Origin of the sequence: Sphingobacterium chuzhouense (genome assembly GCF_014692525.1) — a bacterium.
GTDB lineage: Bacteria > Bacteroidota > Bacteroidia > Sphingobacteriales > Sphingobacteriaceae > Sphingobacterium > Sphingobacterium chuzhouense.
In genome coordinates this window covers 69,535-92,429 of record NZ_JACNYL010000004.1, presented here as the reverse complement: position 1 = coordinate 92,429, position 22,895 = coordinate 69,535, and the positions used below count along the sequence as shown (strand labels likewise).

General features: G+C 40.4%; 19 protein-coding genes. 3 read left to right on the top strand and 16 right to left on the bottom strand.

Annotated elements, in window-relative coordinates:
- Positions 1 to 20: 20 nt before the first annotated feature.
- Genes H8B21_RS16600 through H8B21_RS16580 form a run of 5 tightly spaced genes read right to left on the bottom strand, consistent with a single transcriptional unit; the run spans position 21 to position 8,092 of the window.
- Positions 21 to 3,101, bottom strand: a complete 3,081-nt coding sequence (locus H8B21_RS16600; RefSeq protein ID WP_190314950.1) for a SusC/RagA family TonB-linked outer membrane protein — start codon at positions 3,099 to 3,101, stop codon at positions 21 to 23.
- Between the two features lie 15 nt (positions 3,102 to 3,116).
- Complete coding sequence (locus tag H8B21_RS16595; RefSeq protein WP_190314948.1) at positions 3,117 to 4,076, bottom strand: fibronectin type III domain-containing protein; 960 nt, start codon at positions 4,074 to 4,076, stop codon at positions 3,117 to 3,119.
- A gap of 56 nt (positions 4,077 to 4,132) precedes the next feature.
- On the bottom strand, positions 4,133 to 5,575 hold the full coding sequence (locus H8B21_RS16590; RefSeq protein ID WP_190314946.1) for an amidohydrolase: 1,443 nt from the start codon (positions 5,573 to 5,575) through the stop codon (positions 4,133 to 4,135).
- An 11-nt stretch (positions 5,576 to 5,586) separates the two neighbouring features.
- Positions 5,587 to 7,068: a mannitol dehydrogenase family protein gene (locus H8B21_RS16585; RefSeq protein ID WP_190314944.1), complete on the bottom strand. Its 1,482-nt coding sequence runs from the start codon at positions 7,066 to 7,068 to the stop codon at positions 5,587 to 5,589.
- 4 nt (positions 7,069 to 7,072) lie between these two features.
- The gene (locus H8B21_RS16580; RefSeq protein ID WP_190314942.1) at positions 7,073 to 8,092 is read right to left on the bottom strand and encodes a LacI family DNA-binding transcriptional regulator; all 1,020 of its coding nucleotides are present in this window, start codon (positions 8,090 to 8,092) and stop codon (positions 7,073 to 7,075) included.
- Positions 8,093 to 8,338: 246 nt separating this feature from the next.
- Here H8B21_RS16580 and H8B21_RS16575 point away from each other — a divergent pair, with 246 nt between their 5' ends.
- Positions 8,339 to 9,064, top strand: a complete 726-nt coding sequence (locus tag H8B21_RS16575) for an IclR family transcriptional regulator (RefSeq protein WP_190314940.1) — start codon at positions 8,339 to 8,341, stop codon at positions 9,062 to 9,064.
- Here the strand turns inward: H8B21_RS16575 and H8B21_RS16570 are convergent.
- The 4 genes from H8B21_RS16570 to H8B21_RS16555 form a co-directional block, all read right to left on the bottom strand.
- On the bottom strand, positions 9,061 to 10,335 hold the full coding sequence (locus H8B21_RS16570; RefSeq protein ID WP_190314938.1) for a dicarboxylate/amino acid:cation symporter: 1,275 nt from the start codon (positions 10,333 to 10,335) through the stop codon (positions 9,061 to 9,063). The genes H8B21_RS16575 and H8B21_RS16570 overlap by 4 nt on opposite strands.
- Positions 10,336 to 10,463: 128 nt before the next feature.
- Positions 10,464 to 10,703: a hypothetical protein gene (locus tag H8B21_RS16565; protein ID WP_190314937.1), complete on the bottom strand. Its 240-nt coding sequence runs from the start codon at positions 10,701 to 10,703 to the stop codon at positions 10,464 to 10,466.
- A gap of 18 nt (positions 10,704 to 10,721) precedes the next feature.
- Positions 10,722 to 11,279, bottom strand: coding sequence for a DUF4142 domain-containing protein (locus tag H8B21_RS16560; protein WP_190314935.1), 558 nt, complete (start codon positions 11,277 to 11,279; stop codon positions 10,722 to 10,724).
- Between the two features lie 70 nt (positions 11,280 to 11,349).
- On the bottom strand, positions 11,350 to 11,592 hold the full coding sequence (locus tag H8B21_RS16555; RefSeq protein WP_190314933.1) for a hypothetical protein: 243 nt from the start codon (positions 11,590 to 11,592) through the stop codon (positions 11,350 to 11,352).
- Between the two features lie 306 nt (positions 11,593 to 11,898).
- Here H8B21_RS16555 and H8B21_RS16550 point away from each other — a divergent pair, with 306 nt between their 5' ends.
- A complete protein-coding gene (locus H8B21_RS16550; protein ID WP_190314931.1) occupies positions 11,899 to 12,738 on the top strand; it encodes a universal stress protein in 840 nt (279 codons plus the stop codon).
- Between the two features lie 205 nt (positions 12,739 to 12,943).
- The gene (locus H8B21_RS16545) at positions 12,944 to 13,342 is read left to right on the top strand and encodes a hypothetical protein (RefSeq protein WP_190314930.1); all 399 of its coding nucleotides are present in this window, start codon (positions 12,944 to 12,946) and stop codon (positions 13,340 to 13,342) included.
- 34 nt (positions 13,343 to 13,376) lie between these two features.
- Here H8B21_RS16545 and H8B21_RS16540 read toward each other — a convergent pair whose 3' ends face one another.
- The 7 genes from H8B21_RS16540 to H8B21_RS16510 are packed head-to-tail and all read right to left on the bottom strand — an operon-like array spanning position 13,377 to position 22,887.
- A complete protein-coding gene (locus tag H8B21_RS16540) occupies positions 13,377 to 15,605 on the bottom strand; it encodes a mechanosensitive ion channel family protein (protein ID WP_190314927.1) in 2,229 nt (742 codons plus the stop codon).
- 23 nt (positions 15,606 to 15,628) lie between these two features.
- Entirely contained in the window at positions 15,629 to 15,997 is a 369-nt protein-coding gene (locus H8B21_RS16535) for a response regulator (RefSeq protein ID WP_190314925.1), read from the bottom strand.
- Positions 15,998 to 16,010: 13 nt separating this feature from the next.
- The gene (locus H8B21_RS16530; RefSeq protein ID WP_223815104.1) at positions 16,011 to 16,592 is read right to left on the bottom strand and encodes a chemotaxis protein CheB; all 582 of its coding nucleotides are present in this window, start codon (positions 16,590 to 16,592) and stop codon (positions 16,011 to 16,013) included.
- 5 nt (positions 16,593 to 16,597) lie between these two features.
- Positions 16,598 to 17,422: a CheR family methyltransferase gene (locus H8B21_RS16525; RefSeq protein WP_190314923.1), complete on the bottom strand. Its 825-nt coding sequence runs from the start codon at positions 17,420 to 17,422 to the stop codon at positions 16,598 to 16,600.
- The gene (locus tag H8B21_RS16520) at positions 17,423 to 17,800 is read right to left on the bottom strand and encodes a response regulator (protein WP_223815103.1); all 378 of its coding nucleotides are present in this window, start codon (positions 17,798 to 17,800) and stop codon (positions 17,423 to 17,425) included.
- A gap of 14 nt (positions 17,801 to 17,814) precedes the next feature.
- The gene (locus H8B21_RS16515) at positions 17,815 to 21,411 is read right to left on the bottom strand and encodes a response regulator (RefSeq protein ID WP_190314921.1); all 3,597 of its coding nucleotides are present in this window, start codon (positions 21,409 to 21,411) and stop codon (positions 17,815 to 17,817) included.
- 6 nt (positions 21,412 to 21,417) lie between these two features.
- Entirely contained in the window at positions 21,418 to 22,887 is a 1,470-nt protein-coding gene (locus H8B21_RS16510) for a hybrid sensor histidine kinase/response regulator (RefSeq protein WP_190314919.1), read from the bottom strand.
- Positions 22,888 to 22,895 lie beyond the last annotated feature (8 nt).

The window sequence follows — 22,895 nt, the reverse complement described above, 5'->3', positions numbered from 1 at the left end:
TTTAATGATGAATTGTTTTTCTAAAATCGAACTTGCACCCCGAAATTCCATGTTCTAGCAATATAAGCAGTAATACCAGACTCGGGATCCCAACCTTTAGGATATTTATCCAAAGAAAACAGGTCATTAGCTGAGGCATAAACTCTCACGTTCGACGTCTTCAGGACGTCGCTCCAGTTACTGGGCAGAGTATACCCCAATGTCACGTTTTTAAGGCGGAAATAAGATCCATCGAATAGCCAAAAATCTGACATTCTGTAGTTATTACCATCATAACCCAATTGTGACAAGCGCGGATACCTTACGTTACTGTTTTGCTCGGGCGTGTTATATTCACTGTAATAATTGCCATCCACAAAGTCTGGAAAAGTATGCCATGCTGCGGTCTGATAGACTTGGTCTGCAGTAAGGCGGCTTGTCTGCTTTCCTACGCCCTGAAACATCAAATACGCGTCGAATCCCTTATAACTCAAGTTAACGTTTCCGCCATAATAGAACCTCGGTAGCGAACCTCCTAGCGGTACCCGATCATATTCCGGACTGATCATTCCATCCGGAGTACCATCCGACCCGCTCAAGTCCTGGTATTTGACATCTCCCGGTCGGACGACCTGGCTCAATAAGGCAGAATTATCGATATCTTCCTGTGAATGGAACAGCCCATCCGAACGGTAACCATACCAGGAATTATACTCCACACCTTCTTGGATGACTTGATCGTCGAGGAAAACCATTCCTGAAAGATCGCCCATCATCGATTTATAATCCGATATGTTTGCAGAAATCGAATATTTGAAATCTCCGATTTGATCGCGCCATCCTATCTGGGCTTCCCATCCTTTGGTGTGCATCCTTCCTGCATTTTGATCCGGGTTATCGAAGCCCATAAAAGCCGGTATTTCCAATGCCAGCAACATATCACGCGTAGTCTTTTTATAATAATCGGCTGTCAGGGACAATCTGTTCGAAAGCAATGTTGCATCAAAACCGATGTTCCATTGTTCGGTGGTCTCCCAAGAGATATCTCGGATATTATAACCTACTTGTGCGGCAGTCATATTGGACACAATATTTCCGTCTTTGTCTACAAACAGTGCGTTATTAAAATTCAAGATTGCCTGATAGGGGTAGTTGCCAATACGTTCGTTACCCAAATTACCCCACGAGCCTCTGAGCTTAAAGAAATCCAAGCCGCGAAGATGGAGATCTTTTATAAAAGACTCTTCCGTAACAACCCAGCCAGCCGATACGGATGGGAAACTAGCCCACCGGTAATCCTTGTGGAATCTTGACGAACCGTCGTACCGAATATTCGCTTGTAACAAATATTTATTAGCGTAGTCATACATCACCCTTCCGAAATAGGAATTATAGGCGTTTTCTACAGCATCGCCACCGTTCCGCAGATAATCTAAATTCGCTCTATCTAAATAAGGATAGTCCGCAAGCGCAAGATTATCCGATGATGCATTAAGTCCCTCTGAAAATCTATAATAGTCTTCATAACCGGCCATAATAGACAAGTCGTGGTTTTCACCAAAATTCGTATTATAGTTTGCTGTCAACTGTTTTGTCGTCGTGCGTACTTCGCTCCGCGTCTCGGCCAGGCTTGTCGTAAGGTTCCCATTTATATAACCAGAAGGTGCTGTCGTATTGTCGTATTCGTAAAAAGGAACTTGTCTAATAAACTGTTTACCTTTCACCGATCGGATCGACGGTGCTATCACGCCCGATATATTCAAATTTTTAATAGGCTTAAAACTCAGTGCAAACCTCCCGACCAACTCATCACCCCAGGTATTATTGAAGCCACCATGATTTAACCGTGCCCAGGAGTTTGTCCCATTCCTACCAAATGATATGCGACCGTCAGACCAATACGGACTTTCCAAGGGTCCATATTTATAAGCGTGCGAAAGTGGGTTCATAATAGGTTGCACATTAGCGGAACGTAGATAAGACCCATTTATGTCGGCTGACAGGAAGTCGGTAATCTTAAATTCGTTGTTGATACGTGTGGATATTCTGTCAAACGACCTGTGATTGTATAATGCGTCTGCTTTTTCGTAGTTTAAAGAAGCTCTTGTTTTAACAATATTATTGCCATACATTAAAGAAAGACCATGTTGCATATTAGGCGCATAGTCATTGACAAGTTCGTCCCTCCAGTTCATTATTGGAAATAGAAATGGATCAGTTAGTCTGTGGTTTGCATTGTAATCCTCGATAAAATCTTTGCTATAGACATTGTATTCTGCTCCTGCCTGATTTCCTCCATCGTTCCACGCAACTTCGTTGATCATTTCCATATAACGTATGTGATCCACCGTTCCGGGAAACTGCGTTGGTTTGATAATCCCATACAAGCCTTGATATTCAAGATTGATTTGATTAGTTTTTGCCTGTTTAGTAGTGATTAAGATAACACCGGCAGAAGCCCTTGATCCATAAATAGAGGCTGATGCCGCGTCTTTCAATACTGATATGCTTTCTACATCCTGCGGATTTACCCTATCAATACTTTCAACGGGAATACCATCGACGAGAATTAGTGGATTGCTGTCTCCTATCGTTGTGATACCTCTTACCCGGATTGTACCTGTAGCTCCCGGCAGCCCGCTACTCCTTGTCACCGATACTCCCGGTGCTGCTCCTTGCAAAGCTTGAGATAATATCATTTCGTTTCTCTTGGCAAGATCTTCTCCGTTTACGATGGCAACAGAACCAGTCAAATCTTTCTTTCTGGCTGTTCCATAACCAATGGCGACCACCTCTTCTAAACCCATTGCCTCTGATTCCATTACAATATTCAGGACATTACCTGCTCCAAGTGCCACCTCTTGCAGCTTCATGCCCACATAAGCGAATACCAACACTGGTTGTGATGTTATATCCGGAACATTTATAGCATACTCACCTGCGTCATTGGTCATTGCCGCAACATTCACATTTTTTAAACTGACAGTTACACCTGACAGTGGCTCGCCCCCTTCGTCCGTTACTTTTCCACTGATTTCTCTGTGATCGGTTTGTGCCGATAGTGTCGCAGAGATAAGTAGCATCGAAAGGATACCAAGCCATTTAGCAACTTTCTTTTTCATATTATTTAAGTTTATTTATTGATTTACATAAACTGCTATATCATCGACCATTAGCCTAGCGCGTGAATTGCTTTTACCGATTCTGAAGCGTACAGGTCCTTCTATATTCAGTTCGTATTCCTGAAAATATTGTATTTCCGTGGTAGTCACTATCAAATCATCTCCTAACGGATTCCACGTATCTCCACCATCTTGGGAGTATTCTACTTTTACATGAATCGGAACGTTCACGACATCGACATCGTTCGCATTAGTTTGTGTTGCGGTACCGTAGTAAAATGAGAATTTAGAAGCACCGAGCTCCAGATCGAAATCCATCTCTAGGTATGTAGCAACGTTCGTATTCATCATCAATGCCCATGTTCCATTTTTGTTTACAATTGCAGCTGCGGAATTAGTATACATATTTGGCATGAGCCATTCTCCAGATGGGAATACATCTGATTGCCGTCCCGTCGGTCCTTCACCTCCATGTGATGATTTTCTGCCCCCTTGATGCTCTTCCCACCCTTCCGGGAAGTTAGGATAAAGTTCTTTGCTAGGTTCCGGTTCTGGCTCTTCAAAATCTTCGTCGACAAATCCATATTTGGGCATGATCCTCGCCGGCTGTGAGCCATTCGTAATATATACCCAATCTCCGGTGGCATAATCGACGTTGGCTCGCACACGCACATAATAACCACGAATTTCCTCCAAACCACTGAACCGATAAAAATCTTTCGAGGTTGTCGTATAAGCATCGATTGGAGACTCACTATCTTTTGATCCCAGCAGCTGTACTGTGTAGGACGTTCCACCTTCTACCCGGTTCCAAGCAACGGTAATACTTGAACTTGAATATTCCGACAAATGCACATTTTCAGGCAATTTGTCCGTGACACCTCCAACATCCGATTCGTCCTGCTTGCAGGAATATGACGCTAACAAAAGAATGAAAGCGCACAAATAGTAACGGTACATGGTTAATTTTTTCATAATTATTTGATATTTGTAGTAAACAAAGTTTAATTGATTGAATTTTGTTAGCGAATTTATTTCTTCACCCGGTAATCCAATGCCGGCGCGCGATCGCCTACTAGTGCTTCATATTTGAAACCTGCCCCTCTACGGGATTCAAATTCTTCCTTTATCTCATTAATTAACATGGTGTTGGTATAAAGGTCAATAGCAGTAAGTACAAATACCTTTGCCGCGTTGATGAGTGATTTGGTACCGATTGTTGTACCACCTGTAGCTGCCCATTGCCAACTATGTGCCGAACTTCCCGGGACAAAAGCTGCAGTTCCAAAAGTAATGGTTGGAACATTCCAACTGACATCGCCCACATCAGTAGAACCACCACCTGTTGATGGCCTTTCGGCAGCCAGAGGCTGTATTTCAGACACTCTTTGCAAAACAGTTGGTTTAAGACCGAGGTTCGTAGCGATTCCTTCGGCAAGAACAAGTTCACGTTCATCGTAATGGACCCCCCCTACGATTTCCAGATTTTTTTGTACCAGTTCTGCTAATTTACGGTTAGGTAATTTTTCGTAAAAACCAGCGATAATCTCCCTGTTTACTGTTGTCTGTGTACCCAGTGCAGCTCCTTCGGCTGCTTGGTCTACCCAAGCCACCAGTCCCTTCAACACGTCTCGTTTGGGATGCCGGATATAATAGGAAACGGTCGCCTCTTCGGGCACCACATTGGGTGCCTCACCGCCGTTGGTAATCACATAGTGTATGCGTGTTGCATAATGAACATGTTCGCGTAACATGTTAACCATATAATTCAATGCTTCAACGCCGTCCAAGGCAGATCGACCCTTGTCGGGATTACCTGCAGCATGGGCGGCTTTGCCATGAAAAGTATAGTCCACCATCTGTACGGCGGTAAATCCGTTACCTACATCCACTGCGTTTCTATTACCCGGATGCCAATCTAACACCACATCTACACCATCGAAAAAACCATCTCGTGTGAGATAAACCTTTCCACCTCCACCTTCTTCAGCGGGGGAGCCAAACACTTTAATGGTACCCTGGTGACTGGTAGTCGCCAACCATTCCTTGATGGCCACTGCTCCTGCCACAGCACCGGTTCCAAGTAGATTATGGCCACAGGCATGTCCGTTACCTCCCTGTTCCACGGGCTTTCGGTAAGGTACTGTATCCTGCGATAATCCTGGCAATGCATCAAATTCCGCTAAAATACCAATAACGGGACTGCCACTACCGTATGTTGCAATAAAGGAAGTTGGCATACCAGCCACATCAGTTTCTATTTCGAAATCTTGTTCTTGTAAATGCTTTTGTAAGATGTTTGAACTCTTGGTCTCTAAAAATCCTAATTCTGGAATAGACCATATCTCTTTTTGAAGACGATCATATGTATCGAATGAACGATCAAGGTATTCAAGCGGCGAGTTAGCACCTTCCTGTCCCAATAATGTCAAAGGTATCACCGCGATAGCCATCCATAGTATTTGCTTTTTCATATCACTCAAGTTTAAGGTAAGTAAGCGTTTAAGTTTAATTTCTTCATTCTGATACCGTTCAGTATCTTTAGGTGCGATAGGTAGCTTTCGGTGAAAGCACGATGTTCCTTGATACTTCCAAACACCTCGCTAATATCTAGGAAAACAAGCGGATCTCCCTCTTGATCAGCGCGCATTACACTTTCCAGCAAGACCCTCGCTATCTCATCCTGTACATTATTGGGAGTCGCCAAGTTCAATTTAAGATATTGATACCAGCAGGCTACAATGAAGGCTGCGATACGGACAGACTTATGATCCTTGATTCGATCTATGATGACCGGAAGAATAAACTTGGGAAACTTGGCTGAACTGCCCGAAATAATTCGAGCAACTTCATCTTTAATAAATGGATTTCTAAATCGGTCGATCAGAGTCTCTTTATATTGATCCAGATTAACACCCGGGACATCGTCAAGCGTAGGTGTCACCTCCTCATCCATATACGTTCGCAGTAAACTCGCGATGGCAGGATCTGCAACACTCTCGTGGATATACCGATAACCCAACAGATACCCTACTAGTCCCACTAATGTATGTCCGCCGTTCAATAGACGAATCTTCATCTTTTCGTATGGTGTTACATCCGATACCATCTGGACGCCCACATTTTCCCAATCCGGTCTTCCTGCGGCATATAGATCTTCAACAACCCATTGGTAAAAGGACTCACAGACCACCGGCCAACCATCGTTCAATTCAAAATTCTCGGCAAGCATTTTTCGTAGACTATCGGTAGTGACCGGCGTAATCCGATCCACCATACTATTCGGAAAAGTAATGTGCTCATCCATCCAATCAATCATTTCTGGATCGGCCTTAGAGATAAAGGCATACAACATCTGACGCATGACGTCACCATTTTGCTCGATGTTGTCGCACGACTGGATGGTAAGCCCAGCTATACCACTCGCCTTCCTAAGTTTAAGCGCAGCATATAGGTATCCAAACACCGTTTTTGGTTTTGCAGGATGTTGAAGATCCCATACGACATCCTCATTTTGCCAGTTAAAATTCCCATCAGAGGTATAGTTATACCCACCTTCGGTGATGGTGAGGGTAACTATCCCGATTGATTTATCGGCCATTTTACGAATAACGGCCGAAGGATTTTCCGGAGCATATAGCAGTTCTACAATTGATCCGATCACCTGTGTAGAAAAATTGCCTTCGATATCTGGCACAATCAGCGTATATAATCCGTCCTGCTCTAATAGTACATCGTATATTTTCCGATCAGCCCCTAACAAAGCAACTCCACAAATACCCCAGTGCGTCGCCATACCTTGCTCCAGTAATTGATTGACAAGATATGCTTGATGCGCCCGATGAAATCCACCGATACCGATATGTACGATACCTACTTTCACTTCCTTACGATCGTACGTAGGTATTCGGATGTTGGTATTCAACATGGCTAAATTTTTGGTATTTAGTTTTATCGGTTCAATCATTTTTTTAGCTATTTTTACGTGACGCACTTGAATTACCAGAGACAATCTGTGTCTCCAATACAACATTTTCCGCAAATCGATTTCCATTAATTGACGAAATCAACATCTCAACCGATTTGCTTCCAATATATTGAAGAGGCTGCTTTATAAAAGTGATACTTGTGTTAAAGATCTTATAGGCATCGGCTTGGTCAAAACATACGATCCCCATTTCATTGGGCACCTTGACATCTCGTTTTACCAATATCGCAAGTCCCTCCATCGCGATTTTATTCGTTGAGAAATACACCAGATCGTTCTGTTCTTCTAGCAGATTGAGCAGGCACTCTTCTAACTCTTCCGATAACATATCTTCTTTGACTTCCACTACTTTCGAATCTTGTTCCCCTAGCAGTTGCCTGCATGCATCCTTAAATCCAGATACCCTATCCTGCATGTGAAATAAGTCGGTTCTCAAGGTTACCATTGCCGGCTTTTTATACCCATTCGCTGCAATGTGCTGCACTACAGTGTAAGAAGCTTGATAATTGTTGACACCAACAGTATTAATTTCCATAATCTGTGGAAAATATCGGTCGATTAGCACAAATGGAAGTTGTCGCTCCTTTAAATAGTTCAATGTAGTCTCGGTGCCCTTTGGCGCAGCTAGGATGATTCCGTCCACTTGCCTACCTAACATCACTTGAATTAGTTCATTAAACTTATCAGCATTTTCATCTGCACTTCCAAAAATCACGTTGTAGTTATATTTCTTGGATTCGTTCTCTATATATCGCGCAATACTTGAATAAAATAAGTTCGAAATATCTGCTATAATTAGTCCAATAGTAAAGGTTCGATCTTTCTTTAAACTTTTAGCTATTTGATTAGGAAAATAATTTAGCTTTTTAGCTATATTCTTGATTTCATTAGCCTTCGCTTCACTAATTCGCCCCTCATATTTATTATTCAGGACATAGGAAACTACGGCTGTAGAAACCCCCATCTCATTTGCAATATCCTTTAAAGAAATCTTCTTTCTCATGTTTATTTATTGATAGCCTTTTAGTTAATCGATTAACCGATTTAGGTTTACCTAATCTCGTATGATGCTACTTAATATTTTTTTTAAAACAACTTCCCTTAAAAATTTTACGACTTGGTTTATAAAAACAAGATTTTCTATAGGTCAAACTTAGACCTTTATTTTACATTGTCAAATTTTTATTTTAAAATTTTATATTATAAAATATTAATTGTGTAAATTTGAATTCAACATACTGTATTTCATATGATTCAAGTATTAAATAGAGCATTAGATATTTTGGAACTACTATCTCGAAATTTAGATAAGGAGCATTCATTGAGTGAAATTGCAACTCCGTTAAATCTCAATCACGGCACGTGTGCTAATATTATTAAAACAATGGTCAACCGGGGCTATATTGAGAAAAAGAAGGGTTATCTTTTAGGTAGGCAGTCGTACTACCTAACAAATAATTTCTCTAATGAGGCGGAAATTGTCAGATGTGCCATAGACCCGATGAAGAATCTTAGTAACACATTAATGGAGAGTTGCGTTTTATCGGTTTTAAAAAACAATTCAAGGAGAACTCTTCACAAGGAAACCGTTATGCGAGAATTACAGGCAAATCCCCGAGATGAAATAAATGTTTATAAAACGGCTACTGGGAAACTATTACTTGCTTACTTGGAACCTGCTGACCGAAATGCATTCATCAGTACCTATGGACTGCCAGGTTCTATATGGAAAGGAGTTGACAACGAGGGCGCATTAATACATGAACTTCAAAAGATTAAAAAAACGGGATATGCTATTCACTATGACGAAATCAATATAGTAGGCGTAGCAGTTCCCATATTCAATAAAAAACAAGCTGTAGCAAGTCTAGGCGTTTATCTTCCTGAAAATCGTTTTAATAAGAGCATGGAAGCCAAGATATTAGAAAACCTGGAGGAAACAGCGAAGATAATTAGTAATAAAATAACTTTTTAAACAGCTTCTTCGCTCTTACTGTATCTTTCCATAATCACAGCAACTACGGCGTCACCCGTAATATTTACAGACGTCCGCAACATATCCAATGGCCTGTCAACGGCAAATATCAACGCGATGCCTGCCGGGCTCACACCTATCGATTCTAAAACAATAACAAGCATGAGGAGACCTGCTCCCGGTACTGCCGCGGCTCCAATGGAAGCCAATGTGGCGGTAAGAATTACACTCAATTGTTGACTTGTTGTCAAATCATATCCCATGACCTGGGCGATGAAAACTGCGGCAACCGCTTGATATAGACAGGTACCATCCATGTTCACAGTAGCGCCGATTGGTATGACAAAACTTACTACATCCTTTCGAACATGCAACCGATTTTCCACACAGTCCATCGTAACAGGCAATGTGGCAGCACTGGAACTGGTAGAGAAACCAAGCAACTGTGCTGGAAAAATCGCCTTGAAAAACTCTTGAGGTTTCATTTTCCCGAAGAAATAAACAAACATCGAATACACACCGTAAACAATGATTAACAAACCAAACACAACGGTAAGCGAGTAGGCTCCTAAAGCCTTGAAAACGTCAAAAGACGGGGCTTCAGCAATTAGAGCGACCATCAATGCAAACACACCATAAGGTGCTGCAAGCATAATCAAGTCAACAATCTTCAGTACAATAGCGTTTCCGGCATCCAGCACCTTTTTAAACGCCTCCACTTGATTAAAGGGCAACATAATCATCGCTACGCCAAATATGATACTGAAAAATATAATCTGGAGCATATTGCTGTTAGCGGAAGCCGATTCAAAAATATTCTCCGGAACGATATCAACAAGAGGTTGTAACGGCCCCCTAGTCTCTTCAATAGCTGTAACCTCGTCGACTTTCTCTTGCACCTCACCTGCAAAAGACACCAACATCTCTTGTCGAGTTTCCTCCGAGATAAAACCTCCGGGTTTAATAAGGTTGACTAAACCCAAACCTAATGTAACTGCAATAATGGTGGTGGCTATATAGAAGCCAAGGGTGCGTATTCCCAAGCTGGAGAGTTGTGTCACATCCTTTAAATCGGAGACACCTTTAATCAGAGAAACAATAATAAGAGGAATGGCAATTAATTTCAGTAGATTTATAAAAATGGTTCCAAAGGGCTTTACCCAATCGATGACAAATTCTTTCCCACCTGCAAACTGAATACACAATAGTCCGACCAATATACCTCCTAGGATACCGATTAGTATTTGCCAATGTAAAGCTATTTTCTTCATTATTATTTAGGATTTAGCGTAAAACTTATTACAGTTTACCGGAAAAACCCTAAATATAATATAACCTTATGGATTAGAAAAATAAAGGCGGACAAAGTAGCTTAATTTGTCCCCCATCCACCTTCATTTTATTGATCTGTTTTTTTGCCTTTTGACGTATGTAATCCTGGATCCAAAGGTCGGTCTGTTGGATCGTTAGGCATATCATTCAATTGCTCTGCCTGTGGATCTACGCCGGCTTCTCCATCGCCATCTTTAGTACGCTCTGTCTTTTCAACGACCGACCCAAGTTCCTGATAGGTATCGCCCTCTTTTTTTTTCTTTTTCTCTCCGAGACCAGTTTTTTCGTTTTCTACTTTTGTTGCCATAGCTATCTATTTTTTATTCTATAAGGTTTCTACTGAATCTCGATTCTCGGAAGGAGAAGAGATATCAGATCCGGATTTTATTTGTAGCGCCTTCGCCTGCTCCAAGTGGCTTCTGAGTGACGGCACTTTTTCCGCAGCCCAACTTCTAAATTCTTGATCATTTAAATTACTAGCAGCATTTTCAAACAAAGCAATGGTATTTTCGTGGGTTTTTATCGCGATATCTTTGAATGCATTATCAAAATCTGCTCCCGAGAGCACAGACAATGACTTTAATATCGAAGCTTGATCTTCTTCCATACCATCCGGCATAACCAATTTTTTAGCCATTGCAGCTTCTTGCAATTCCTCTAGCACTTTTGTGTGGTCATTTATCAACATCCGACCATATTGCTTGATCTCTTCATTTTCTGTTTGCTTTAAAGCCTGTGTTCCCAATGCTATTTCGAATTGATTTGAACTAACCGCTTTCGTTAAGAAATCTTGATCCTTATTCGCTTCCTGTGCAAATATATCCGGCAAAAACAGAATAACCGCACCTAACACAGCGAAACAATATTTGAGATATCTTTTCATATTTTAATTATTTTAATATAAAATTACGACTGTTCTTTTGAACAAGAACAGCCTTTAAAATCTCCTAATTTTAATCATGTCCTTGTGTTTTTACAATCTTATTGTAAATACCAAAAAGTAAAAAAGGAGCAACCCACTGTCCAACAAATAAAGCAGTATGCTTATGTCCCATACATTTTAATGTAGCTGATGCCGCCATTGCCGTAAGGGCAACACATAAATATACCTTTGATGGAACTTGTGCTGTTTTGCTTTCAATTTCCTTAGTTACCTCTCCTTCTTTCGCATTGACATTTTTCTCCAAATTTTCCATGTTGTTCTTTTTTAATTAAACCATCTATTCTTCTTTCATTGCAATTTTTTATTGTTTACGCTTTCTGTTATGGTAAACTTCAAGCTTACAATGTATGTCTTTCATAATAAAAGGATTGTATCTCGAAATAGTTGACTAAAAATTAAATTAGGGTATTTCACCCCGCTTCAATGCGTATCTCACACCTGCATTCGTATTTATTCCGTTTTAAAGGTATATTGTAGAAACAATACCTTCCGATAGATTGTTTATTAAATACTGCGAGGTGAGAACGAAAATAAAACACGGAAAGAAAAAATAAATTCGATGAAAACAATTATCATTACAACCGATTTTTCGAAAACGGCTTTAAACGCCGCTCGATACGCCATAAAAATGGCGAAAGCCATAGGTGTGGATCACATTATACTTTATCACGCATACGACAATTTAACTGTCGTTACAGACCTACCGATGACTGACATAGCTCCCCCCCTTGTAAAGGAACAAAGTTTGTCCAATTTGGAAGCTGTACAGGCCGAACTGGAACAAGAATTAGGAGAAAATAGTGGAATAAATATTCAATTGGTAACGAACAACTTCCCACTATTACGCGGAATCGAAGAGCTAGCTGAAGAATGGCATGCCGATCTGGTTGTGGCGGGAACAACAGGAAGGAGTAACTTGGAACAGGTGTTAATTGGCAGCAATACGGTTAACTTAGCTTCGTCCTTGAAACTCCCTTTCCTTATCATTCCAGCGGATGCTGATTATAAACCGATCCACAAGATTGTCTTCGCGTGCGATCTGAGAAAAGTGTCGCATAGCACGCCAGTAGCTGAAATCGGCCAGTGGTTAGAAAGACTGCGGGCAAAATTATTGGTGTTAAATGTTACGTCAGAAGGAAAACGTACAGACTCCGTCACGGTTACCGAGCTACATAACATGCACTCTTTATTGGACGGATTCCATCCGGAGTACCATTATACAACAAGTGATGATATTGCCGAAGAAATAGAAGATTTTGCAGAGGACCATGATGCCGGACTAATTGTTACCAGCCCAAAATCTTATGGCTTCTTTGAACGATTATTTCGAAGAAGTGTAAGTAAGCAGCTGATAAAAAAATCGGATATCCCTCTTCTACTTCTTAAAGAAAAAGAGTAATATAAAATCTATTAATGGATGTAAACTAAAAAGACCCACCAACAGGCGGGTCTTTTCTCTTGTAAAGGCCAAGAGTATTTATTTTGTTTTTCGGGTATTTATCTCTGCAACTATATTGAACAGAATAGGTTCAATTAATACATCAATAAAAGAAAAATAATAAAACAGAGTCGTAAATAATATTAACAATTAAAAAAACAATTAGATGAAAACACAAAATCTTTTTGCTATGAAAGAACAAGGTCCTATCGTAGCTTTTGCATTAGTAGATCCAACCACTCCAAATCGCGGAGGTGACGAAAATTTACCGGAAGAGGAAATTATTCCTGATGATGAGAAGGGCATTGAGAACCTCCCTCCAGAGCAACCGGACGTAGATCCGCTTGAACGTGAAGAACCGGAGTTGGACGAGATAGATGAAAACCAACCCAATGAGCAACCGGACATTGATCCCCTCGAAGCGCCCAATCCCGATATTGACGAGATTAACCCCGATGCAGAGCCTGAAATTAATGAACTCTCAACCCCCGAGCCTAATATAAACCGGGATCCAACGGTAGAGCCAGGCACCAATCCCATGGGAAGAGATTCACAATTAATTTAAATTGGATAAGGAAATTCTTAAATAAATGCATATCCTAGCTCGAGGATACCTTAACTCCTCGAGTATCCATATCTTGCTTAAAAGATTCTAAAAATCGGCTTCGAAAGCGTTCAATATAACGAACATGTTTAATGCCAACCTGAATACCAAGCTGATAGTTATCTGCTGTAATTTCCTTGGTATATATTTTCATAGGAATAGACCGGTCTATCTCTTCAAAACTTGTAAGCTTTGTTTTCAGTTCTTTCTTGATTTCTTCAATAGGAATAGTATTGTCTACTGTCAATTTGAAATTCACACGAATATCCGCCTCTCTAAACGTCCAATTGACTAATCTTCCCGAAAGCAGATCGCCATTTGGAATAATTACGCGAGCCCCTTCATCAGTCAGTAATGTACTGGAACGAATCCCAATTTCCCTCACCTGTCCTTTTTTATCCGCTAATTCCACATAATCCCCAATCTTGAAAGGTTTTTCGAAAACCAGAATAATACCCGATACAAAATTATTGATGACGTTCTGTAATCCCAATCCTATCCCAACGCTCAAGGCACCAATGATAACCGTCAGTTTATCCATGCCAAGTCCTAATATGCTGATACCTATCAAAAAGCCGATGACAATGATAAGCAATCTGAATAAAGGGAATAACGTCATCTTTCGTACCTGCAATTCGTCTCTAGGCGTTGTATCGTCGAGCAAATTTTTCAAGTTTTTCTGAAACCAGTTTGCCAGCCAAATAACCGCAGCTGCGAGCAAAAGATTACCATAGGCGAACGTTATACCTCCAACTTTGTGTTCAGTCATGAGTAAACGGTCCAACAACGCACTCGCTTCGCGAACGAGGTGAAAATTGTTCAACAATACTAACACAATCAACAAGACGGAACAAAAACGGAATAAGCGTTCAAAGCTCAACAGCATCCGCTTCACATCAAAACGACGAAACATCGCTTCAGGCTTAGCTCTTTCATACTGCTTTTCAATATCGTGAAGCAACATTTCGCGTACCGCACGTAACGAGATAACTTGTAACAATCCAATACCCGCCGCCAAACTCCACATACGTGCAAAGCTAACATACCCCATTGCATTTAGCACAATGGCAAGGAAATGTCCTAATATAATCAGCCAACGAGCATATCGGTGGATATATCCTATTGGATTGTCGACATCCGTTCGGCGTCCCATAGACCAAACTACAGCTATATTGAAGACGTTAGCCAATATGGCTAAAGCCTTCGTCCACCATAATGCAGATAAAAAGAGATTTGCAGTTATCAGTATGATGTAGGAAATGAAAATTAGCCCTAGTACCTTACGTTTAAATGTCGAAAGCTCTTTAAATAAGATAATATAAAGAAAAATAAAAACAAGAAAATAGCTGCTTTCGAGAATAAGCACTGGTACAGAAAAGGAGGCAAAGGGCAATAAGACTAAAAAGAAAATAGAGGCTTTTAAAAACGGAATCCATAACGGATCGTTCTGATATAAACGAAATTCCTCGTTCCCCTGTTCTGTTTTACGTCCCAATTTATACATCCAATAAAAATAAAGCAAGCTTATTAGGATTAAAAAGAGCCGACTACTCCAGGCAGGATAGTCGAAAAAACCCGAAGAGGAACCGTCTTTTCCTAAATTGGCCTGCGCCGTCCGCACCATGTGGTGGCGGACAGGATGCATCTGAACGATGCCAGAATCTACATCAGCTACCCCTATTTCTGCTTGTTGACGTCCGAACCATCTTTCCAAATAAACCACATCGCCAATCAACCTTTCATAGCCCCGAATTAGCTGTGGCAATGTGTCTATCAAATCTTTCGTTATTTTTTCGACGGAATCCGTTCCAAGCAGTTCTTCCACATTCAAGCTGTCGCCTTCCGCCAAACTGTCTTCTTCGACCTGCGCCTGGGTTGATGCCGCCAACCATGTGGTTCGAGCTATTTTAATATCATAGATATACTGTGAAATCTGTTTCTTTTTCGTGCCTAGAAAAATCAAAGTGCTATCTAACTCCGTGGAATCGAGCGTACCACGCTCGAAAAAAAGACTTTTTTTAATACTATCTACAGTAGTTGAAATCGTATCCTGTACCTCTTTCCAATGCTGCACTTGAGCTTGTCGCTCTTTCCAAATGACTTGTTGGGAATAAAGAAGCGAATCTTGGGATTGAGCAACAGGATGAATAGTACTATACAGCAATAATACCAAAAGCCGTAGTAGCCATTGTAGCAACTTTTTATTGTTCTCTATTATAGTCATAATTATAGAACACCTTAAGCAGCTCAAACGTTTCGAAGCAAGTCTGCTACTTTATTTTCCAATTCATCCAGATCAAACGGCTTAGCAAGGTATGCCTCCGCACCGGCCTGCTCTGCAAGGGAACTTACATCATTGTTTGCTGAACAATAAATAACTGGTATATGCCTAAAAGCAGGCTCACTTTTCAGTATTTGCGTGGCCTTTACCCCTCCAATATTGGGAATCCAATTATCCATAATAATCATATCCGGGCTTACTTCTTTAACCCGTTCCAAAATATTATGAGAGGTTTCGGAAATTTCTACATGATATCCCGAGGCCTCGAGGACAATCGTAAAAACGTCCAAAATATTGGTATCATCATCAAATACAAGTATTGTTTTGTTCTTCATGGTATTATAAAAGTTAATAGTCCGTACTTAACTGATTGATAAAGGAAGCCATTTCTTCCGGTTTTAAAACAGCATCGGCCTGTATATTAAGAAGAGCCTGCTGAGGCATATAGGCTATTTCAGCCGTATCAGGATCCTGAACAAGCACTGTACCCCGTCGTTGGGTTATACAACGGAGACCTTCCAGACCATCGGTATTAGCACCTGACAGCAACAGCGCAGCAGTATGCTCCATAAATGTTTGAGCCGCAGACTGGAACGTGACATCTATAGAGGGTCTGGAATAATTGACTTTCTCCGAACAATCCAAAGATACCGTCTGTTTGTCCTCAAATAGCAGATGATAATCTGCCGGTACCAAATAAACATAGCTTGCTTTCAGCGTCATTTTATCATAAGCTTCTTCCACCGGTAACCGGCTACGAAATCCTAGCAATCCCTCCAATATACTTTCGGGATGTGCCTTACGATGAACAACTACCATAATTGGAAAAGAAAGGCGATTGTTAAGATGAGGTAATACCTCTAAAAGGACACTAATACTTCCCGCAGAACCACCTATCAATAAAATCTCCGTTGTCTTTCTATTCATCATGTATACTAGGATGTTTTTTTCCAAATTCGATCCTCATTCCACTGTTTATATCGATGTTCTACGTTGGAGAACCGAAGCGTTTCTTTAGCTCCTAACGCCAAAAAACCAAGAGGTTGAAGGCTATCGTCAAAAAGTTTAAACACCTTGTTTTGAAGGTCTTTATCAAAATAAATAAGAACGTTTCGACATAAAATAAGCTGAAATTCGTTAAACGAAGAGTCTGACACTAAATTATGGGTAGAAAATATCATTTTACTACTTAATTCAGAATGGAATTTTGCGACATCATACATCGAAACATAGTAAGAAGAAAAATCCTTTTTTCCACCAGATAAAATATAGTTTCTGGAATACTGTTTCATATGGTTCAACGGAAAAATACCTTTGGAAGCCTTTTCGAGCACGCTTGGATTAATATCCGTAGCGTAAATCAACGTTTTATCAAATAAATTTGTTTCCTTTAACAATATCGCCAACGAATAAGCTTCTTCACCTGTTGAGCAACCAGCAACCCAAATACGAATAAATGGATATGTTCCTAAAATAGGTAAAATATGATGTCGTAATGTGGCATAAAAGTGTGGGTCTCGGAACATTTCGGTCACGTTAACCGTTATTTCTTCAATAAAACGTGATAGGTAATCTCCATCATGGATAAGCCTATACCTCAGTTCTGCAAAGCTCGCGAACTTATCGAGCATACAGATTCTGTTGAGGCGCCTCTTTAAAGATGCCTTACTATATTGGGTAAAGTCATAACCATATAAATGAGAAATATCCTTTAATAACATCTCCATATCATCGTTTTTCACGATATCCAGCTCAATCATCTATAACAGCTCCTCAATAACTTTCATTAACCTATCCACATCAATTGGCTTCGCGATATAATTATCCGCCCCAGCCGCTATACATTTTTCTTTATCGCCACTCATCGCGTTCGCCGTGACAGCGACAATCGGAACGCTTCCGTATACATCCGAACTCCGAATTTGTTTTATAGCTTCGTATCCGTCCATTTCAGGCATCATCATATCCAACAAAACCAGGCCTATTTCTGGATTGGATTGCAAAAGTTGCAAACCTTCCATGGCATTTTGAGTGGACACGAAATTATATTTTCTTGCTTTCAACGTTAACTGTAAAGCGAAAATGTTCCTAATATCATCATCTACGAGCAAGATTACCTTTTGCGTCTTCATTTTCATATTTAGTTCCAACGTTAGTTCTCGTACAACCATACCCTCAATAGGGATAACAATTGGTCTTTATCGACCGGTTTGGAAATATAATCCGATGCTCCCGCTTTAATACATTTTTCGCGATCGCCCGTCATCGCTTTAGCTGTTACGGCGATAATCGGCAACTTCGTATAATCACGCATGTTCCTAATTTGCCTGATTGTTTCGTAACCATCCATTTCAGGCATCATCATATCCATTAAGATAACCGATATCTCCGGATGTTTTTCCAATTGCTGCAACGCTTCTTTTCCATCTATTGCCGAAATCACACGCATTTGATAATGCTCCAATGTCTTCGTTAACGAAAAAATATTTCGCACATCATCATCTGCAATCAATACCGTTTTGCCATTTAACACCTCATTAAGAGATCCTAGCTTGCTGGTCTTTCTTTTCTCGGGCTCCAAATTACTCTCCTCTACCAAATGGAGAAATAATCCCACTTCATCCAAAATACGTTGGAAAGAATGTGCCGTTTTTATAACAATCGAATGGGCATACTGTTTTATTTTCAACTCTTCCGCCTGCGATAAATTTTTCCCAGTGAAAATAATAATCGGCAAGTTCTCCAATCCTTCTTTTTGCTTAATAGCCTCCAAAGTTTCATATCCTGTGTCATCGGGCACCCCCATATCCAAAATTACGCAGTTAACATTATCAGACATTAGTGCACGGATACTGTCTTCCACGTTGTTTTTAATTTCCGATATAATGTTAAAATTACTGAGAAAATAGGACAGTGCAGTTGCATGTTTAGGATTTTCTTCGACAATCAATACCTTTTTCGGATTCTGGGTAAGTGCATCTTCTATTTTGCGGAACATTTGTCCGATCTGCTCTATAGCAATGGGTTTATTTATAAAGTCTATAGCCCCTTTAGATAAACTTTCCCTCTTCACTTCCAACGATGACATAATATGTACCGGAATATGTCTGGTTTTTGGATTACTTTTGATTTCATCCATCACCTGCCACCCATCTTTCACAGGCAGTTGTATATCTAATAAAATGGCCAGCGGTTGGTATTTTTCAGCTGCTTCTGTTGCCCAATCTCCCCGCACAATGATGACACCTTTATATCCATTTTGATGTGCATATTTAAGCAATGCTTTAGCAAAAGCGGTATCATCCTCAACGATAAGTATAACTTTATCTCCCGGTTTAATAACGTGGCGATCGTCATCAACCTCTTCAGGAATATTCGAAATCGTTAACGAGGATGCTGTATCAGAAACTAAAGCGGTCATCTCCTCCACCTCGTGTGTAATGTCCTCTACAAGGGTATCGGTTGTGGCTACCAACGGTTCGGACACTTTTCGAACAGGAACCGTCAGACAGAATGTGCTACCCTCTCCCAGCGTACTGCTAACCGTAATTTCACCTCCTAGTAGTCGCGCAATTTCCCTGCTGATCGATAGTCCCAAACCTGTTCCTCCGAACTTGCGTCGTGTGGAACCATCTGCTTGTTGAAAAGCTTCAAATATAATTTTTTGATTCTCGGAGCTAATTCCGATTCCTGTATCTTTGACAACAAACTGTATATAATTTGGATCGTCCTGTTGGAGAGATATCGTTAACGCGACTTGACCCTTCGGCGTGAATTTAATGGCGTTGGAGAGTAGATTACGGAGTACCTGCTCAATCCGTAGTCGATCTGTTTCCACATAGCTCGGTAATCCTTCGTCTAGCTCAACCATTAATTCAAGTCCTTTCTCATCCACGATCGGCAAAAACAAATTTAACAGGTCGTTCCTTAAATCCGTCAATGCCACATGTTCGTATTCAACTTCCATCTTCCCGGCTTCTATTTTTGATAAATCCAGAATTTCGTCAATAAGACTCAATAAACTGGAACCCGAGCTCTGTATAACTTTAGCCGATTCTATCTGGTCCTCCGTTAGATTGTCATCGGCATTTTCGACCATTAATCGAGATAACAACAAAATAGAATTTAATGGTGTCCGAAGTTCATGCGACATATTCGCAAGAAACTCGGATTTATATTTTGTACTCAGCGCAAGTTCTTCCGCTTTCTTTTGGATATCTAAATTTCGTTCGGCAATAAGTTGGTTTTTTTCCTCCAATAACTTTGAACGCTCTTCCAATTCTTGATTGGACTGCATAAGCTCTTCCTGCTGGACACGCAGTTCCTCTTCAGAAGCCTGTAACTTCTGTGTCTGGGCTTCCAGTTCGGTATTAAGGTTTTCTAGTTCCGCGTGCTGCGTTTGTAGTTCTTCTGCCTGCGCTTGGGTTTCTTCCAATAACGTCTGAATCTGCTTTCTTCCTTTGGCCGCTAATATTTCTAATGTAATATTGCGACAAGCTTCTTGGTAAAATTCTGTATCGAGTTTATCAAAAGGTAGAGCACTGCCCAGCTCAATTACTCCAAAACACTGCCCTTTCACTATCAAAGGCAACCAAAGTAGATGATGTACTTTTATCTTTCCTGAAGAAAAACTAACAACGTAGTCTTTTTCATCCACATTTTCCAGGACTTTCATTCGTTTATCTTTAAATACCTGCCCCACGATTCCTTCTCCAGGGTGATATTCTTTTTTCATGTTGTCTTCTAAACCATAAAAGCCTGATAGCGACAACAATCCCTTGTCCCATATATAAGCCGCCCCGTTTAAGCATTCCGTATAAGAAACCAACAGCTCCAATGCGTCGTTGGCAACTGTTTCTTCCGTCTTATTACCCGTTAAAATATCGTTTATTCTAGCTAATCCGGTTTGTCTCCACTCGTTATCATTGAGCTTTCCAAACGATTCTTCTAACGCAGCTGCCATACCGTTGAGAGAAGAAGCAATATAGCCAAGTGTATCCTTTTGAGCATCATCTAGCCTAACGGAATAATCCCCATTAGCAATCTGTTGTGCCATATTGTGGATAATATTCAAACGGTGTGTCGTATCCTCATCTTTTTCACGGAGCAGTTCTTGCATTTTCTCCCTTCTCCGAAATTCATTTCTAATCTGCAGATAGAATAATATGGTAATGATAAGAGAAGCGAGAGCTGCAAAAATGATAAAAAATGATGTCAACCCTGAGTTTCGTTGCATTCTAGTGGTCTGAGAATCGAGCTTACCAGCTTCTTCCATCACAAAGCGGCCAATAATATTCCTGCAGCTATCCATATACAATTTACCACGCTCCAATTGCTCAACCGTAACACCTCCTCCCTCTCTTTTTAAATCAACCAATTCATTTAAAAGATTCAGTCTCGTCGTTACTAACGTCTCTATGCTGTCTATGCGCCGTGATTGTTCTGGTATATCTTTGGCCAATTCACGGGTTGCAGATAAAGATGTCGGTAGGGAAGACCGACTTTCATAATAAGGTTCTAAAAACTTCACTTCTCCTGTTAAGAGATACCCACGTTGTCCAGTTTCTACATTTTGTAAATTAATCAAAATCTGATTAACCGAATCGATTGTCCGCTGTGTTTTGATAACCTTGCTGCGGTTATTCATCTGCGTTTTTATACTGATGTAGGAAGCAGATGAACTCAACAACAACACAAACAACGAAAATCCAAATCCAACTTGTAATTTTCGGATGAGTTTCTTGGGCATATTGATTTAATTAAATGGTATAGTAAAATAAAAGGTGGTTCCTTGGCTTGACGAACTTTCTATGCCGTACGTGCCATGATGTTGCTTAATAATTTCTGCACAGATATATAAACCAATTCCCAGTCCTTGAAATTTCACAGATGATTCTTCCACACGATAGAATTTCGTAAAGATATTATTTTTTTTATGTTCCGGGATACCAATACCAAAATCTTGGACAGCTATATAGAGTTGATCCCTGTCAGCAGCGGTATGTACAACTACCCTGTCACTATCGGGAGAGTATTTTATGGCATTCGTCAGGAAGTTAATCAGCACTTGTTCAATACGAAAAGCGTCGCCATTCACTTCTTGTGTGATTGTTTCCCCTTTTCGTTCGATTTCAACCTGCACGTGACTATGGGTATAATAAATAGTTTCGATAGCATTTTCTATCAATTTTTCCATATCAAACGGTTTTTTATTCACCTTTAGTTTCCCGTTTTCAATTTTGGAAATATCCAATAGATCAGCGATAAGGCTATCCAATTTGTTAGTTTGATTTTGCGCTCTGCTGATATAGGTTGCGAATTTGCTCTCCTTTTGTACATCCGGCATACGTTCTAACAACTGAATGTAAGCCTTGATACTTGTCAACGGAGTTTTGAGCTCGTGGCTTGCGATACTCAGAAATTCATCTTTTTTTCTTTCTTCTTCCTTTTGTTCGTGTATATCCGTAAATGTTCCCACCCAACTTTTTACACCTGTTTTATCTTTAACAGGAATAATACGTAAAAGATGAAAACAAAAAAGTCTCGATTTCAATTCTTTGATACGCACTTCTAGTTCCAATGGCTGGCTGTGTTCAATACAGTGCTGCCATACTTTTTTGATACAAGTATCGTCTGGGTGTACTTCAGGAAATGTCTCAGGACAGCGAGAAAATTTGTACCACCTTTTGTTGACAAAAGTAATCCGCCCTCGCCCGTCAGCCGTGAAGGCAATTTGCGGCAGACTTTCAAGCGTAGTATGGAGGTGTTCCACCTTATCCTTCAGTTCTTGCTGTGCCTTTTTTCTCGTTTCTATTTCAGATTCCAATATTTTTTGAGCCTCATTCAGTGCTAACGTCTGCTCATATAATCGATAGAACGTCTTCACTTTCAACATTAAAATATCGGGATCCACCGGCTTGGTAATATAATCTATCCCACCGGAAGCATAACCTTTGGCTATAAATTTCTTATCTGTATTGACAGCAGACAAAAATATAATAGGTACTTCTTTGGTCTTACTGTAGCCAGATAAGGTTTCCGCTACTTCGAAACCGTCAATACCAGGCATTTGCACATCCAAAATAACCAGCGCGTAGTCATTTTTTAAGACTTTTTTTAAAGCCTCTTCGCCTGAAAGAGCGGAATCTACCTCAAAACCTTTAGATTTTAAGAGTTTTTCTAATGAATATATATTTTCTATCTGGTCGTCAACAATTAAAATCATGCATTCTC